The sequence below is a fragment of the Geobacillus sp. LEMMY01 genome (genome assembly GCF_002042905.1).
Taxonomy (GTDB): domain Bacteria; phylum Bacillota; class Bacilli; order Bacillales; family Anoxybacillaceae; genus Geobacillus; species Geobacillus proteiniphilus.
This window is the reverse complement of record NZ_MVKA01000015.1, coordinates 1-16,125: the sequence shown is the minus strand read 5'-3', so window position 1 is coordinate 16,125 and position 16,125 is coordinate 1. Positions and strand designations below refer to the sequence as shown.

Below are 16,125 nucleotides of genomic sequence, written 5' to 3'. Positions count from 1 at the left end.
TTGCTTGAAGGCATTGTTGTGCTCGACTTTTCTCATTATTTGCCCGGCCCGTTTGCCAGCTGGCGGCTCGCCCAGCTCGGAGCGGAAGTCATCAAAATCGAACCGCCGTCCGGCGACCGGCTGCGCCCGTTCGCCGAGGGTCGGCTGTTTGCCGCCTATAACGCCGGCAAAAAAAGCGTTGCCCTTGATTTAAAGACAGAGGCGGGGCGTGAGCAAGCCCGGCGGCTCGCCGCCCGCGCCGATGTGGTGATCGAAAGCTTCCGCCCCGGAGTGATGGCGCGGCTTGGGCTCGGTTATGACGATATTTGCCGCATGAACGAACAAATCATCTATTGCTCGATCAGCGGCTTTGGTCAACAGAGCGGCCGCTCATTGCTTGGCAGCCACGATTTGAACTATATGGCGCTTTCCGGCTTGCTTGCGCAGCTGGCCGATGAAAGCGGTCGCCCGGTTCATCCGAAGATCACGCTTGCCGATTTTATCGGCGGCATGGCGGCGGCCGAGCGCATTTTGGCTGCCCTCTTTGCCCGCGAGCGAAATGGCAAAGGCGCCCATCTTGATGTTTCGCTTGTCGACGGCTTGGCGGCGATGATGGCGGGCCATTTTGCCATTGAACACGGCGGCGGGCCGAAGACCGGTCTTTCCGAGTTGTCTGGGGAGGTGGTGTGCTACCAGCTGTATGAGACAAAAGACGGCCGTTATATGAGTTTAGCGGCGCTCGAGCCGCACTTTTGGCGTCAATTTTGCGAGGCGGTCGGCCATCCGGAATGGATCGGGGCGCAATGGGCGCCGGCTAGGCCAGGGGAAGCCGTATATGACGGGCTCGCCGCCTTGTTCCGTGAAAAGACATTGGATGAGTGGAGCGCGTTTGCCGAGACGGTCGACGCCTGCCTTGCCCCGGTGCTGGAGACGGGTGAGGCGAAGGCGCTGTTTGCTGACAGCCGGCTCCGCCATCTCGTTCGGCTGCAGCCCAACGGGGCATGGACGGCCGCACATGGGCCGAACGGCCAATGGGGCGGCGGGGCGCCGCCTAAAGTAAATGAACATGCGCATTTGGTAAAGGGGGAGGAATGACCGATGATGAAAACACCGTTAAACATTTCCATGATGCTGGAGCGGGCGGAGTTGTTTTTCCCGAAAAAGCAAGTTGTCTCACGCATGAAAGGAGGCGTCGTCCGCCATACATACAAGGAGATCGGCGAGCGGACGCGCAGGCTGTCAAGCGTGTTGAAGCGGCTCGGGGTTGAAGTCGGCGACCGCGTCGGGACGTTTGCGTGGAACCATCACCGCCATTTGGAAGCGTATTTTGCCATTCCGGGCATCGGGGCGGTGCTTCATACGATCAACATCCGCCTCTCGCCGCAGCATATCGCTTACATCATCAACCATGCCGATGACCGTGTGCTGTTGATTGACGATGATTTGCTGCCGGTGATTGAATCGGTCAAGGACGAGATCCCGAACGTGCGCGCCTTCATCGTCATGACCGATGCCGACGAGCTGCCGGAAACGACGCTTTCTCCGGTGTACCATTACGAGAAACTGCTTGCTGAGGGCGACCCAACATTTCCGTTCTTAAAAGACCTCGATGAATACCAACCGGCTGGTATGTGTTATACGTCGGCGACAACGGGCAATCCAAAAGGAGTCGTCTACACGCACCGGAGCACGGTTCTGCACGCGATGGCGCTAGGGCTGGCTGATACGCAAGGGCTGTGCGAGCGCGATGTCGTGATGCCGGTCGTACCGATGTTCCATGTCAACGCGTGGGGGCTGCCGTTTGCCGCCACTTGGTTCGGTTCGACGATCGTCATGCCGGGCCCGGCGTTTACGCCAAAAGTGCTTGCCGAGCTGATTGACGCCGAACGGGTGACGATCACCGCCGGCGTGCCGACGATTTGGCTCGGGCTCTTGCAAGAGTTGGAGAAAGGAAACTATGACGTCAGCAGCCTGACGCGCGTCATTTGCGGCGGTTCAGCCGCGCCGAAAGGGATCATCCGCGCGTTTGAAGAAAAGTACGGCATTCCGTTCATTCACGCGTACGGCATGACGGAAACGAGCCCGCTTGTGCTTGTCTCGCGCCCGAAAAGCTATCAAGACGGGCTGTCGTACGAGGAGAAACTGGACATTCGCGCCAAGCAAGGGCTGCTTGCTCCAGGACTTGAGATGAAAGTGATCGGCCAAAACGGGCCGGTTCGTTGGGACGGGCAGGAAATGGGCGAGCTTTGCTTGCGCGGGCCGTGGATTGCCGCTGAGTATTACAACGATGAGAGAACGAACGAAGCATTTCGCGATGGCTGGCTCCATACCGGCGATGTTGTCACCGTGGACGAAGAAGGGTTTGTGAAAATTGTCGACCGGACGAAGGATGTCATTAAAAGCGGCGGCGAATGGATTTCATCGGTTGATTTGGAGAATGCGCTCATGGCCCATGAGGCGGTGTTCGAAGCGGCGGTCGTCGCTGTGCCGCATCCGAAATGGCAAGAGCGGCCCATTGCCTGCGTCGTGCTGAAAGAAGGCAAAAACGTGACAAAAGAAGAACTGTACGACTTTTTGCGCCCGCAATTTACGAAATGGTGGCTGCCGGATGACATTGTGTTTCTCGATGAAATTCCGAAAACGAGCGTCGGCAAGTTTTTGAAGCGGAAACTGCGCGATGAGATGGCGGCGCGCTATGCCGATGCATCAGCTGAGTAAGGGGGAAGGGGTTATGGCTGATGTGCTGGCGGTCATCGGCGCCGGGGTGATGGGAAGCGGCATCGCGCAAACGGCGGCGATGGCGGGAAAAACGGTGTATTTATATGACGTGTCCGAAGCGGCCTTGCAAAATGGGCTCGCTTCGGCGGAAAAAAGCTTGCGCCGCTTTGTCAAAGCCGGCGAGCTGTCCGAGCCGGAGGCAGCGGCAGCGCTTGGGCGCATCCGCCCGACAGCCGATTTGGCCGAAGCGGTGCGCGGGGCCGATGTCGTCATCGAAGCAGTGCCGGAAAACTTGGCGCTGAAAAAAGACGTGTTTCAGCGGCTTGATCAACTGGCGAAGCCGAACGCCATTTTGGCGACCAACACATCGGAGCTGAGCGTCACGGCGCTTGCCGCCGCGACCAACCGGCCGGAGAACGTCATCGGCATGCATTGGTTCAATCCGGCGCCAGTGATGAAGTTGATCGAAATTGTGAAAGGTGAGGCGACCTCCGACGACACAGTCGACGCCATTCGCCACCTGTCTGTGGAGCTTGGCAAAGAAACGGTCGTCGTGAAAGACCGGCAAGGGTTTGTCACAACAAGGGCGCTTGCCGCCCATATGATCGAGTGCATCCGCATGTACGAAGAAGGAGTTGCTTCCGCTGAGGATATCGACAAAGCGGTGCGTCTTGGGCTCAATTACCCGATGGGACCCTTTGAGCTCGCCGACATGGTCGGGCTTGATACGCTCCTGTTTGTGAGTGAAAACATGACGGAGGCATACGGCGACCGGTTCCGGGCGCCGCAGCTTTTGCGCAAGCTCGTTGAGGCCGGGCATTTAGGGCGGAAGACGGGGAAAGGGTTTTACACGTATACAAAATGAACAAGTGCCTCTTCACAGGAAGAGCAATGAGAGCAGAAAGTGCCAATTTGGCAGCGCCCGCGGCTTATCGGTCGGCGGGCGTCATTGGATAAAAGGTGCGGTTTGCACCGTCAAGGCATGGTGATGACAAAAACAACAAGGGGGAGAAAATGGTGCGTGAAGCGGTCATTGTCGAAGCGGTCAGGACGCCGGTCGGCAAGCGGAACGGCGTCTTCCGGGACGTTCATCCGGTCCATTTGGCTGCTGTTGTGCTCGATGAAGTCGTGCGCCGGGCCGGCATGGACAAAGGGGCGGTGGAAGACATCGTCATGGGCTGCGTGACGCCGGTCGCCGAACAAGGGTACAACATCGGCCGGCTGGCGGCGCTTGAGGCCGGATTCCCAATCGAAGTGCCGGCAGTGCAAATCAACCGAATGTGCGGCTCAGGGCAGCAGGCGATTCATTTCGCCGCCCAGGAAATCCGCTCCGGCGATATGGATGTCACGATCGCCGCCGGGGTCGAAAGCATGACGAAAGTGCCGATTTTAAGCGATGGCAACGAGCGGACGATTCCGCCGTCGCTTCATGAAAAATACGAATTCATCCACCAAGGCGTCTCGGCTGAGCGGATCGCCAAAAAATACGGCCTAACGCGCGAGGAGCTTGACGCCTACGCGTACGAAAGCCATCAGCGCGCCTTGGCGGCCTTGCGCGAAGGGAAGTTTCGCGCGGAAATCGTCCCGGTGAAAGGGCTTGACCGCGACGGGCGCGAGATCCTCGTCGTTGATGACGAAGGGCCGCGGGCCGATACATCGCCGGAAGCGCTCGCCGCGCTCAAGCCGGTGTTTCAAGAAGATGGCCTCATCACCGCTGGCAATGCGAGCCAAATGAGCGACGGGGCGGCCGCTGTGCTTTTGATGGAACGGGAGGCGGCGAGGCGGTTCGGACTGAAGCCGAAAGCGCGCATTGTCGCGCAAACGGTCGTCGGTTCCGACCCGACGTATATGCTCGATGGCGTCATTCCGGCGACGAGGCAAGCGCTGAAAAAAGCCGGCCTCTCGATCGATGACATCGACCTCATTGAAATCAACGAAGCGTTCGCCCCGGTCGTGCTCGCCTGGCAAAAAGAAATCGGCGCTTCGCTTGAGAAGGTGAATGTCAACGGCGGCGCCATTGCGCTTGGCCATCCGCTCGGCGCGACCGGTGCGAAGCTCATGACGTCGCTTGTTCATGAACTTGAACGGCGCGGCGGCCGCTACGGGCTATTGACGATTTGCATCGGCCACGGGATGGCGACGGCCACGATCATCGAGCGGGAGTAAGAGCAACGCGTGGAAAAAACATTTGTTTGACACACACTCGACAGCGGTGGCGGCCGCTGTTTTTTCTTTCATGACGAGAAAATAAAAATATGGGACGGAACCGGAGCGATGTGATAAGATGAAAGAAAAGCAAGTGAAAGGGGAAGCGCAGTGCAGAAGGAGAAGCCGTTTTACACGTATTGCGACATTGAACATTGGGAAGGAAATTGGGAACTGATCGATGGCGTTCCCTATTTATTGGCGTCTCCGTCGTTTGAGCACCAGTATGTGGTCGGACAACTGCACCTTGCATTGGCTTCGTATTTTCAGGCGCGTGGCTGTCATGTCATTCTTGCCCCGTTTGACGTTCAGCTTGATCCTGAGGAGCCGGAACGGATGGCGAAAACGGTTGTTCAGCCGGATTTATCAGTCGTTTGTCGGGTTGAGCAAATCGGGAATCGGCGAATGAAAGGGGCTCCCGATCTCGTTGTGGAAGTGCTGTCACCAAGCACCGCCCTGCGTGATCGAAACCAGAAATACTATTTATACGAAAAATATGGTGTGCATGAATATTGGATTGTAGACCCCAGCAATCGAACGATCGAAGTGCTCAGCTGGCAAGATGGACGATTTCAACAGCGAGCGGTTTTCGGGCCAAGCGATGAGCTGGTTTCTTTTTGGCAACCGGATTTGACGGTTTCGCTCGCCCCCGTGTTTCCTCCGGAAGAAAGCGATGTCTAGCTGATGGAGAACAGCCTTGTTTGGCTGCCATCTCTGGAAATAACGGCTTCGCTTTTGGTGTCAGCAGCAGAAAGAAAAAAGCAAAGGGGATCGATGTCATGAAGCAAACCGTTCTCGCTTCCTTCTATTTATCCCTTGCCGCTGGCATTTGGGGCGGAATGTATGTGGTGAGCAAATACGTGTTGGACTACATTCCGCCGTTTACAGACCCGCGAGCGAGAAAGCTCACTCCTTTAGGGGGTGGGATGAAAGCGAGCATTGAAGTATCATAAAAGGAGGGAGGTGAATCCATGCCCACGATCACCTTGAAATTGGAGCTTCACAAGCCAACGAAAGCCAAACAAGAAATGTATAAACAGATGACAGAAGTAAATACAGCGTTTGCGAATTGGCTGGCGACTCATCCCGATCTGAACAAAGCCACCAGCAAAATCTTTCAGGATTTTTCATCGCAACGGTTTCCTTCCGCAATTGTCAATCAAACCATTCGGGAAGTAAAATCTCAAACGAAACACCAAAAGACAAAGCAGTTTCGCAAACAGTGGTGTTGCTTCAACAACCAAAATTGGAAAGTTGAACGAAAGGGAGATTTCTACACCGTTTCATTCCCAACATTGGAAAAACGAATCGGTGTGCCTGTTGTCACACGAACCTATCAAGCAGCATGGCTGGATCGGCTGCTCGATGGAACCGTCAAACAAGGGGCAGCCAAACTCTATMAAAAGAGAAAGAAATGGTATTTTGCCATCACCATCACCTTTGAAGTGGAACCGCGCAAGGAAACCAAGGCAATGGGCGTTGACCTCGGACTTYGTTATATCGCCGTTGCCAGCGTTGGAACGAAATCGCTGTTTTTTAAGRGCAACCAATGCGCCTTTGTTCGCCGGCGATATGCGGCTTTGCGAAGGAGATTAGGAAAAGCCAAGAAGCTTCATGCGGTGCGAAAAATCGGCGACAAAGAGTCCCGCTGGATGAAAGGTGTCAACCACAAAATCAGCCGTCAAATTGTCAACTTTGCCCTCGCCAACGGTGTTGGCGTGATTCGCATGGAAGAATTGACGGGCATTCGAAAACGGGCAACATCGGCAAAAGAAGCAGGACGAAGCCTTCACTCTTGGGCGTTTCATCAACTGCAAACGATGATTGCCTATAAAGCCGAAATGGCAGGCATTCGGGTCGAGTGGGTGAATCCGACCTACACGAGCCAAACGTGTAAATGTGGTCATCGAGAGAAAGCGAACCGAAACGGCATCCACTTCCAATGCAAAAAATGCGGATATACGATTCATGCCGACTTGAATGGCGCCATCAACATCGCCAAAGCGATTTCGGGCTTGAGCGCCGAACCTAGCGCACTGGTCACAGGTGCGCCGCCCATTGGGGTACATCCTAACCCGATGGGACGGGGTGATGACACACCCCTAAACTTGGGCGTTGTCCGAACCAGAAATGGATGAGGGCGTGAGCGACCCAAGAATCCCACGTCTTCAGCCGTGTGGAGTGTCAAATCTTCTCTCCACAGGAAACATCTTGTGCTATAATTAGGTTTTAGAGCACTTGGTGTGAATCATGCCTGTCTAGGAGAGGAATGGACATATGTTTGCAAAAGTAAAGCAACTATTTGACGAAAGCGCGCGAGAAGTGCAGCGTCTTGCCAAGCTGGTGGCGCAAATCAATGAATGGGAACCGACCATTTCTTCGCTGAGCGATGAACAACTGCGCCAAAAAACGGTTGCCTTCAAAGAACGGCTCGAAAGCGGCGAGACGCTCGATGACATAAAAACCGAGGCGTTTGCCGTCGTCCGGGAAGCGGCGCGGCGCGTGCTCGGTCTGCGCCATTACGACGTGCAACTGATGGGCGGATTGGCGATGCATGAAGGAAACATCGCCGAAATGCAGACCGGGGAAGGAAAGACGTTGGCGGCCACTTTGCCGAGCTACTTGCACGCCCTCCTTGGAAAAGGCGTCCACATTATTACGGCCAACGAATATTTGGCGCGCCGGGACTGCGAACAAATGGGCCGTGTGTTCCGCTTTCTCGGCTTAACCGTCGGCCTGAATGTGTCGCAAATGACGGCCAGCGAGAAAAAAGAAGCGTACGCGGCCGATATCACGTACGGCACCGGCACCGAGTTCGGCTTTGATTATTTGCGCGACAACATGGTGTACCGCCTCGAAGATAAAGTGCAGCGCCCGCTGTATTACGCCATCATCGATGAAATCGACAGCATTTTAATCGACGAAGCGCGCACCCCGCTCATCATCGCCAATAAATCGGGGATCGGAGCCGAATTGTTCCCGATTATGGCACGCATCGTCCGCACCTTCGAAGAAGGAAAAGAGTATGAACGGTCCCCGGAGACGAAACAAATTTTCCTCACCGAAGAAGGGGCGCAAAAAATTGAGCGGGCGTTTGGCATCGACAACCTATACGACTGGGAGCATCACGTGTTGCTCCATCATGCGATGCAGTCGCTGCGCGCTTGGTTTATCATGCGGCGGGATGTCGATTACATCGTCAAAAACGGCAAAGTGATGATCGTTGACCCGTTCACCGGCCGGGTGATGGAAGGACGCTCGTTCAGCGACGGCCTGCATCAAGCTATTGAAGCGAAAGAAGGTGTGGAAATCACCGAAGAAAACGACATCCAAGCAACGATTACGATCCAAAACTATTTTCGCATGTATGAGAAGCTAGCCGGGATGACCGGCAGCGCTACGCCGTCGAAAGAAGAATTTTGGCAAACGTACCGGCTGCGCGTTATTACGATTCCGACAAACCGGCCATCCCGCCGCACCGACTGGGACGACCTCGTCTACCAGACGTACGAGGCGAAAGTACGGAAAATTATTGACGAAGTGAAAAAAATGAATGCCATCGGCCGTCCCGTTCTCATCGGCACGACATCGGTCGCTCAGTCGGAACGGTTGTCAGCAGAGTTTTCGAAAGCAGGCATCCCTCACCACCTGCTCAATGCCAAAACGGAGGAAGAAGAAGCGCGCATCATCGCGACCGCCGGGCAAAAAGGGCAAGTGATGATCGCCACCAATATGGCCGGGCGCGGGACCGATATTTTGCTTGGGGAAGGCGTCAAGGAACTTGGGGGGCTGCACATCATCGGCACAGAGCGCCATGAAAGCCATCGCATTGATATGCAGCTGCGCGGCCGGGCAGGACGCCAAGGGGATCCGGGGTCTTCCCAGTTTATCATTTCGCTCGACGACGATTTATTCCGCTTGTATGATCAAGACGAATTGAAAAAATGGCGAAGCAAAGTCGAAACCGATGAAACCGGACGCATCGTGTCGCCCGACCCGATCAAGTTCGTCCAAAAAGTGCAAACAACGATCGAAAACGCCCATTATTCAGCGCGATTGCATTTATTGAAATTGGACACCGTTATCGACCAACAAAGCAAAGTCATCTACCATATGCGCGATCGCGTCTTGGCGCTGAAGCAAGCAGAGGTGCTGTCCGAGCTCCTTCGGCACATCCATCGCCATATCACACAAACGATCGACCGTTATTGTCCGGAAAACGTCTTTTTTGAAGAGTGGAACATCGAAGGACTGCACAACGAGCTGCGCCGTGCCTTTTTCCGGTTTGCCTATCCGATTGATGATCTTCGCCATAAGCAAAAAGAAGAAATCGCCCAGCTTGTTTGGGACGAATACAAATCGCTTGAAGCGGCGCTTGCCGATCTTCCGTGCGACGAAGAACAAACCATGCGGCTTAAGCATTTGATGGTCGAAACAATCGACGCCCACTGGATTCGCCACTTAAATCAACTGAATTTATTAAAAGAGGGGATTCATTTGCGCAGCTACGGCCAAGAGGATCCGTACCGCGCCTTTGAAATGGACGCCTACCGCGAATTCGTCGCGCTGCAGCAAGCGATCGACGCCGGCATTTGCACCACAGCCATGAACTATTTGAAAAGCCAGTTTGTCATCGATGACGAAGCGGCCGCCGCCGCGAACGAACCATAACCGCGGCGCAACACGCCGCCCCGTAAAGGAGGGGTTCCATGATTTTCCGAAGAAAACAACGCACGCAACCGGAGGCCGAGCTGCCGGCGCAACATGTCAAACAGCCGGAGGTCGGAACGAAAACGACGCTGTCGTTTCATCCGGACTGGCAGCTGTCTCCGGAAGAAACGTACGTCTATCGCTTTTACCACGAACAGCTGCCGCCGCTTCAGCCAAACCAAATTTCCATTTCCGGCGTCAAGCTGATCGAATACAACGATGGGTTTGTCGCTGTCGCCATTTTGCGCAACACGCTGCCGAAGCCGGTTCGCTTTGAACGAATCCGCCTGTTGCTGCTTGACGAGGATGGCACGGCGATCGCCCGCAAAGAGTTTGATATGAGCCCTTTCGGCGAACTGCCGCCGATGACGGCCCGCCCGTGGCGGTTTTTGTTCGCCGCCGAGGACAAGCTCGTCGATCAGTTGCCTGCAGATGGATGGAAGATCGCCTTTGAACTGACACCGCGGCATCGGCTCGACCTAGAGGAAAGCTGGGAGCAGGCGCTGTCGGCTGAACAGCGCCAACAGCTGCAAGCCCTCGTTGACTCGGTTCCGCCTCCCGCTCCCGGGGAGGTGAACTTCATGGGCATTGAAGCGAAACAGCTGCCTTCCGGTGAACTAGGCGTCACGTTGCTCATTCGCAACGGCAGCGACAAACATATCCATTTTGAACAAATCCCGCTTGAAGTGCGGGATCATGCTGGCGACATGGTCGCCCGCGGATTATTTCCCTGCCATCTGGAAGTGAAAGCCCACACCAGCAAACCATGGACGTTCCTCTTCCCACCGGAATTGCTGCACAAAGCAGAACCGGATTGGACGTCCTGGAAGGTGACGATCCCGTCCTCCTCGGCACAGAGCAAAAAGCAAGAAACGCCGTCAAGCGACGAGTAACCTGCAAAAAGCTGGCCCCCATGGTCGCCAAACGACCGATGGAGGCCAGCTTTCTTTGCATCGTTCCGTTCAAAACGGCCGCGCTCCCGCTGTCGGCCGAGCCTTAGGCGAAGCAGCCGAACTTTGCACCATCAAGAGCAGACGGCTATCCAACACATCTCGACGGGAAGGCCTTATTTCGTAGAAGCAGCGGTTTGAATCTCCATGTAAGCGCCTTTTTTCATCGCCACGCCGTCTTTGCTTTTTAACACCGGCGGAATGACCAATAAATAGCTCTGCCCTTTGGCCAGCTTCGCTGCCGGTTTGATCAAAAGCTCCGTCCCCCGGCGGATTTGCGCCGTCACCGCCGCTTCCTGTCCGCCTAATTGATACAATTTTACTCCGCTTACCGCGGTATTGGCGAGCGGACGAGAGAAGCGGACGACAAACGTCTTATCGACCGGCGCATTGCGCAGCTTGCCTAACGATTGATACCCTTTCAGCTGACCAATAAGCAAATCGCGGTGAGCGGCATACAGCTCTTTACCGACAACCGTCGGCACATCCGGCTTCACCCCAACGTTATGAATCGGCGTCCCTTTTGGCGAGAAAAAGTGGGCGACGGTCAACTTCAACATGCTGCCGTCCGACAGCTCAAACATTTCCTGCATCGATCCTTTGCCAAACGTCCGTTGCCCATACAAAACGGCCGCCTTTTGCTCCTTCACCGCCGCCGCCAACATTTCCGACGCACTCGCGCTCGACGCGTTGACAAGCAGCCGGATCGGTCCCGTCATTTGCACCGGCTGTTTGACAGCGGCATACACTTCTGGGTGATTCGAACGGTCGCGCAACTGAAACGCCTGTTTCACATTCGGGAAAAAGCCGGCGATTTGCTGCGCCGTTTCCACATATCCCCCCGGATTGTCGCGGAGGTCAAAAATCCACCCTTTCACCCCGCTTAACGAGCGGATGGCGCGTTCGATCTCACCGGGCGCTGTCTCATCAAAACTATATAGCTGAATATAGCCGATATTCCCTGCCAGCCGTTTGAACTCAACGTTCGGCCAGTCGATTTTTTCCCGCTTGATGGTGACGCTGACGGTTTCCTCGGTCGACGGTCGCCAAACGGTTACTGCCACCGTCGTTCCTTCTTCCCCTGCGATCAAGCTCAATACTTTTTCCATTGTCTCATTCGTTACCGGCTGCCCGTCAACAGCCTGAATCACATCGCCCGGCTGCAGTCCGGCGCGGGCGGCTGGCCCATTGTCCAAGACAGACATGATGTGGACGCCGTCCTCATCTTCCTCAACCATCGCGCCGATGCCGACAGACTCCATATCAATCCACTTCAAAAATTCCTCGTATTCTTCCTTTGTCATATAGGCAGAATACGGGTCAAGCTGTTTGACAATATCTTGCGGGGTGCTCGCCTTCAGCACTTGATCGCTCACCGGTTCCACATAATACTGGCGGACAATTTCCCGCACTTCTTCGAGCACCTTCGTTGACGCCGGAGCCGTCGCCGCCTCCGCCGGCGGACTCCAAACCGAAAATGAAGCCGCAAGCAACATAAGAGCCGCCGCCCATCGCTGAATCACATTCATATTCGTCTCTCCTCTCCCGACATGCGCCAGTTTATTCTATATCGACATCTAAGACAACCGGCGCTTTAAAATCATCGATATACACCGCCAGCTGCTTGCGCGTCGCCGCATCCACCACGTTTGGCAGCCACCGGTCGCAAAGCGACAGCAACCGCTCCGCCCGCGCGATATCCCCTTCATCATACGCATCAAGCAGCTTGTCCATGGCTTGCATAATATTGATGGCATAATACGCGCGCTGCTGAACAGCCAAAGCCGGGCGTTGAAACCATCCTTCCATCTTTTCGCGAAGCGACGCTCCCGGAACGCGGCCGATGAGAATCGCCGTTTTGCGAATTTGGTATTGCAACGGGGCATAGGAATCATACACGACATCCACATCCCCCGTCCGCAGCGCCCGGTCGACGTTGGCCGTCAAGGCGCGCAATCGCTCCCCGCTTTCGACAGCGCTGATATAGGCGGAAGCCTTTTTAATCGTCTGTTCTCCGGCAGCGATCCGTTTTTCCAACTGCGCCCTTGCCGTTTGTGGACGCACGCGCGCCACTTCTTTTTTTGCCGCCTCATAATCGCTTTTGACTTGGTTCAAGAGACGGTACGGCTTGGACCATTGATCCGCTTTCATCGCCCGCTCAAGCTGGGCGGCATGCTGCTCAAGCCGCTCCACATTCGGGAACGGGGCCGCTTCCGCCTGAACGGCCAACAGCGAAAACGATAACCAAAACACCGCCAGCCATCCGATGATTGAAAATGCTTTTCTCCGTTTTCTCCTCACACTTTCACCTGCTATCTATGAAAATAGTAAACATGTATTTCAATTTTACTGGAAAAGACACAAAGTCAACTGCTCCCACTTAACTTCTGACGAAGTTTGAAGTGGGAGCTTGCGACTACCCAGTAGTACCAACGTGCTAAGCACTCCTACCTTCAATTGGTGCCGCATCAGGGCAGGTTGACGACTACCCAACCACCCAAGTCATGCTTGGATGGTTTCTTCAACGATGTACTCAATTCCTTTTCGTTGAAGATTCATAGCACCCACTCGATCATCATTGGATTGGTAATGACAATTTTTACAACAAAATGTATGTGTTTGTCTATTTCGATTGACTTTTTCAGTATGTCCGCATTTTGGACAAGTTTGTGAGGTATATTTAGGATCAACTGTAATGACTTTTGCTCGATGTTTTAAGGCTTTATATTCAATCTTTTGGCGTAAATCATAAAAAGCCCAAGACACCATGGCATATCGATCTTCCTTGCGGACTTTTTCTGTTGCTCGACGAATACCTGTTAAATCTTCTAAAACAAACAACGTGTTTGCTCCATATCGTTCAACGAGTGCCTTGCTAATGCAGTGGTTAACATCCTGCATCCAACGGTTTTCTCGTTGACCGATAGCTTTTAATCTTCTGCGAGCAGAAGGAGTTCGTTTCTGTTGCAACTGTTTACGCAATCGTTTGTATTTTTCGCGTTGATGTTTGATTCGTCGTCCATTCCAAAAGAATGTTTTTCCATTGGAATCATAGGCGGTGATGACAAAATTAACTCCAAAATCTACTCCAACTACCTGATTAATGTTTTTTAGATCACATTCTTCTATCTCTTTGGACATTGGAATATACAAAAACCATTTTCCGTGCTTGTACACAAGTTTCGCTGTGCCAAATGTCCAAGTGCCATCAAAATATTCTTCAAATCCTTTAATTTCAAAAGGTACTTTGATTCGTCCTTCTAATGTGTTAACAGAAAACAAACCTTTATTTAAAGAATAATCTCGGTTGAAAACTAAGTCATATTGAGGTTTTTTAAAACATACCAATGTCCAATAGTGACCATCGCTTTTTATGGTTCTATATTTAGCAATAACCGTTTTGATGACGGATTGAGCCATTTGTGAACGCAAACCAAATTGAGAACGCAAGTCTCTGTAAGTCATATTGTGTAATTTAGCTTGCGTTAAAATTTTAGAGTGAAAAATAATTTCGGATACAAAATTACAGGCTTTTCGATAAGCATTCATAGTTTCTTTTAAAATAATTTCTTGTTCATTCGTAGGATTTATTTTGATTTTAGCAGTCAGTGTTAAATTCATCATTACACCTCCTTTCACTAATATATATACATGCAACATGAAGAGTTAACTTCTCAGTCATCCTGCACACCCTAAGCGCTGCAACACTTCCTCCGGACGTTCGTGGATGTAGTGGACAAACCGAGTAATGGCTTGAATGATATTGTGGCGATCCTTGTGAAATACATTGGCGATCACTGTATCTTTCAGCCATTTCCACAAGCGTTCAATCGGGTTCAGCTGTGGCGAATAGGGAGGAAGGTAAATAAAGTGAAAACACTGCCTTTCTTCCCGCAAAAACTCCTTGACCATTTTGGCATGGTGAATGCGGGCGTTATCCAACACCAAGACTATGAGACGGTCTGGATAGCGCTCTTTGAGCATTCTCAAGAAATCCAAGAACGTCGCGGCATTGGCAGCCGTCGTTTGATGAAGCACCGTTTCGCCATCGTGGATGTTGACCGCGCCAAACAGCGATACGTGGGCATGATGGCCGAACGTCGGCACTTGTTTTTGGCGGCCGACTTCCGACCATGTGGACCGCAGGACATGGTAAGAGCGGATATGGGTTTCATCAAGGTACAACAAGACCGTACCAGGATCCATTAAGTTTTTTTTATGAAGTCGATCTGTTTCTCAAAATTCTTTTGTCGATCCGGATCGCCTTTCGCCAACGTGTAGGTCGGCCGTGTCCACGACAGCCCTTTGCGGTGCAGGAGTTTTCGCATCGCTTCGCGGGAAATGGAAACCCCGAAGTGCTTTTCGACATAGGATTACAGGAGTTTGGTGTTCCACGCCGAAGCGACGTCCCAGCCCAGTTCCGCGGGAGTGGTGGTCAACACAAGCTGTTTGATCTCTTCCTGCTGTTCTTCGGTGAGAAACGGCTCCCGCCCGGGGGCGAAATCCCGATTAAGCAAGAGCTTCAGACCGCCTTCGTTGAACAGCGACACATAATGGGAAACGGTTTGTCGGCACACGTTGACCATGGAGGCCACCTCTTTGCCCAAATAGCCTTCCATGACTAGGCGAACCGCCATCACCCGTTGGCGAAGAAGGGTGTTTTTGATTTTCCGTTCCTGTTTGCGAAGTGTCCGAGGTGTCCATCCGTGATCGTTGGTGATTTTGAGACGTTTCATGCAGAATTCCGCTCCTTTTCCATGCTTTTCCTTAGGAGCAGTATAACTGGAGTGGGCACCGCTTATGCGAAGGTTAACTTTTCAATGAGCATATATATAGTATAACACGAGTGTTGATTATCCAAAATTAGACATACGTCTTCCATAAATTTGGGCATACTCAAACAAAGCAGCGGCCATCCCGGATTTCCAATCGAGAGGAAGCTGCCCAGAGAAAAAACGGCGAACAAACGAAATGAAGGAAAGAGAGACGTTCGTCCGTTTTTTGGTTTGATCATACAGCCATCGCAGCAACACATACGCAATGAACGCCCCAAACAGCTGATTGTATACCGCATTTTCCGTCGTGCCAAACAAGGTTGGGACATTCAGATATTGCTTTACCCAGCGGAAAAAGACTTCAACGGTCCAACGTTGTTGGTACATGTCGGCAATGGTTTCCGCAGACGCATGGAAGAGATTCGTCACGACCCGAATGTCGCGGCCATTTGCATCTCGAAAGATCACTACCCGGTGACGCTTGGTCGATCGGCATTGTTTCGTCCCCAACTGGCACGTGAAGTCGGCTTGAACCGATGAAGATGTGCTGGAAAGGCGTTTCAAGCTTTTTTTCTGATGAAGTTCGATGTTGTCCTTCATTCGAATGACAAAGAGCTGATGCTGCTCCACAAATCGATCGAGGCGTTCGATTTTGAAATACGCCCGGTCTTCCACGAGCACTTGTTGAGCGTTCGTCAACTGTTCTCCCACTGGGCCATCGTGACGCAGTCCGGTCGTTTCCACCACGTCTGCCGGCAGCGMGGATTCCGGCGAATRCGCGACGTGCA

General features: G+C 53.2%; 15 protein-coding genes and 1 pseudogene. 9 read left to right on the top strand and 7 right to left on the bottom strand.

Annotated features, from left to right (window positions below; translation table 11 throughout):
* From B1A75_RS08835 to B1A75_RS08795, 9 genes and pseudogenes are all read left to right on the top strand, one after another.
* Entirely contained in the window at positions 1 to 1,074 is a 1,074-nt protein-coding gene (locus B1A75_RS08835; protein WP_079936066.1) for a CaiB/BaiF CoA transferase family protein, read from the top strand.
* A gap of 3 nt (positions 1,075 to 1,077) precedes the next feature.
* Positions 1,078 to 2,697 (top strand): long-chain fatty acid--CoA ligase, encoded by a 1,620-nt coding sequence (locus B1A75_RS08830; protein ID WP_074044074.1) that lies wholly within the window; start codon positions 1,078 to 1,080, stop codon positions 2,695 to 2,697.
* Between the two features lie 13 nt (positions 2,698 to 2,710).
* On the top strand, positions 2,711 to 3,562 hold the full coding sequence (locus B1A75_RS08825; RefSeq protein WP_254866614.1) for a 3-hydroxyacyl-CoA dehydrogenase family protein: 852 nt from the start codon (positions 2,711 to 2,713) through the stop codon (positions 3,560 to 3,562).
* Positions 3,563 to 3,711: 149 nt separating this feature from the next.
* Positions 3,712 to 4,863, top strand: a complete 1,152-nt coding sequence (locus tag B1A75_RS08820; protein ID WP_176202397.1) for a thiolase family protein — start codon at positions 3,712 to 3,714, stop codon at positions 4,861 to 4,863.
* A gap of 150 nt (positions 4,864 to 5,013) precedes the next feature.
* Positions 5,014 to 5,583, top strand: a complete 570-nt coding sequence (locus B1A75_RS08815; protein ID WP_074044073.1) for a Uma2 family endonuclease — start codon at positions 5,014 to 5,016, stop codon at positions 5,581 to 5,583.
* A 20-nt stretch (positions 5,584 to 5,603) separates the two neighbouring features.
* Positions 5,604 to 5,789 (top strand): annotated as a pseudogene (locus tag B1A75_RS20235) (EamA family transporter); the annotation flags it as partial.
* 84 nt (positions 5,790 to 5,873) lie between these two features.
* Entirely contained in the window at positions 5,874 to 7,040 is a 1,167-nt protein-coding gene (locus B1A75_RS08805; protein ID WP_254866613.1) for a transposase, read from the top strand.
* A gap of 139 nt (positions 7,041 to 7,179) precedes the next feature.
* Positions 7,180 to 9,573, top strand: coding sequence for an accessory Sec system translocase SecA2 (secA2, locus tag B1A75_RS08800; RefSeq protein WP_079936064.1), 2,394 nt, complete (start codon positions 7,180 to 7,182; stop codon positions 9,571 to 9,573).
* Positions 9,574 to 9,611: 38 nt separating this feature from the next.
* Entirely contained in the window at positions 9,612 to 10,505 is an 894-nt protein-coding gene (locus B1A75_RS08795; protein WP_079936063.1) for an accessory Sec system S-layer assembly protein, read from the top strand.
* Between the two features lie 173 nt (positions 10,506 to 10,678).
* On the opposite strand, the gene B1A75_RS08790 is transcribed toward B1A75_RS08795, so the two are convergent.
* The 7 genes from B1A75_RS08790 to B1A75_RS08765 form a co-directional block, all read right to left on the bottom strand.
* Positions 10,679 to 12,091, bottom strand: a complete 1,413-nt coding sequence (locus tag B1A75_RS08790) for a S41 family peptidase (protein WP_079936062.1) — start codon at positions 12,089 to 12,091, stop codon at positions 10,679 to 10,681.
* A gap of 31 nt (positions 12,092 to 12,122) precedes the next feature.
* The gene (locus B1A75_RS08785; RefSeq protein WP_079936061.1) at positions 12,123 to 12,863 is read right to left on the bottom strand and encodes a hypothetical protein; all 741 of its coding nucleotides are present in this window, start codon (positions 12,861 to 12,863) and stop codon (positions 12,123 to 12,125) included.
* A gap of 201 nt (positions 12,864 to 13,064) precedes the next feature.
* Positions 13,065 to 14,183, bottom strand: coding sequence for an RNA-guided endonuclease InsQ/TnpB family protein (locus B1A75_RS08780; protein WP_079936060.1), 1,119 nt, complete (start codon positions 14,181 to 14,183; stop codon positions 13,065 to 13,067).
* 57 nt (positions 14,184 to 14,240) lie between these two features.
* Complete coding sequence (locus tag B1A75_RS19860; RefSeq protein ID WP_079936059.1) at positions 14,241 to 14,768, bottom strand: IS630 family transposase; 528 nt, start codon at positions 14,766 to 14,768, stop codon at positions 14,241 to 14,243.
* Positions 14,768 to 14,890, bottom strand: a complete 123-nt coding sequence (locus B1A75_RS20755; protein WP_244956400.1) for a winged helix-turn-helix domain-containing protein — start codon at positions 14,888 to 14,890, stop codon at positions 14,768 to 14,770. Before B1A75_RS20755 ends, B1A75_RS19860 begins: the two co-directional genes overlap by 1 nt.
* 45 nt (positions 14,891 to 14,935) lie before the next feature.
* Positions 14,936 to 15,298 (bottom strand): helix-turn-helix domain-containing protein, encoded by a 363-nt coding sequence (locus tag B1A75_RS19855; RefSeq protein ID WP_254866612.1) that lies wholly within the window; start codon positions 15,296 to 15,298, stop codon positions 14,936 to 14,938.
* Positions 15,299 to 15,415: 117 nt separating this feature from the next.
* The coding region (locus tag B1A75_RS08765) for an IS4 family transposase (RefSeq protein WP_139761718.1) at positions 15,416 to 16,125 on the bottom strand (710 nt) is incomplete at its 5' end.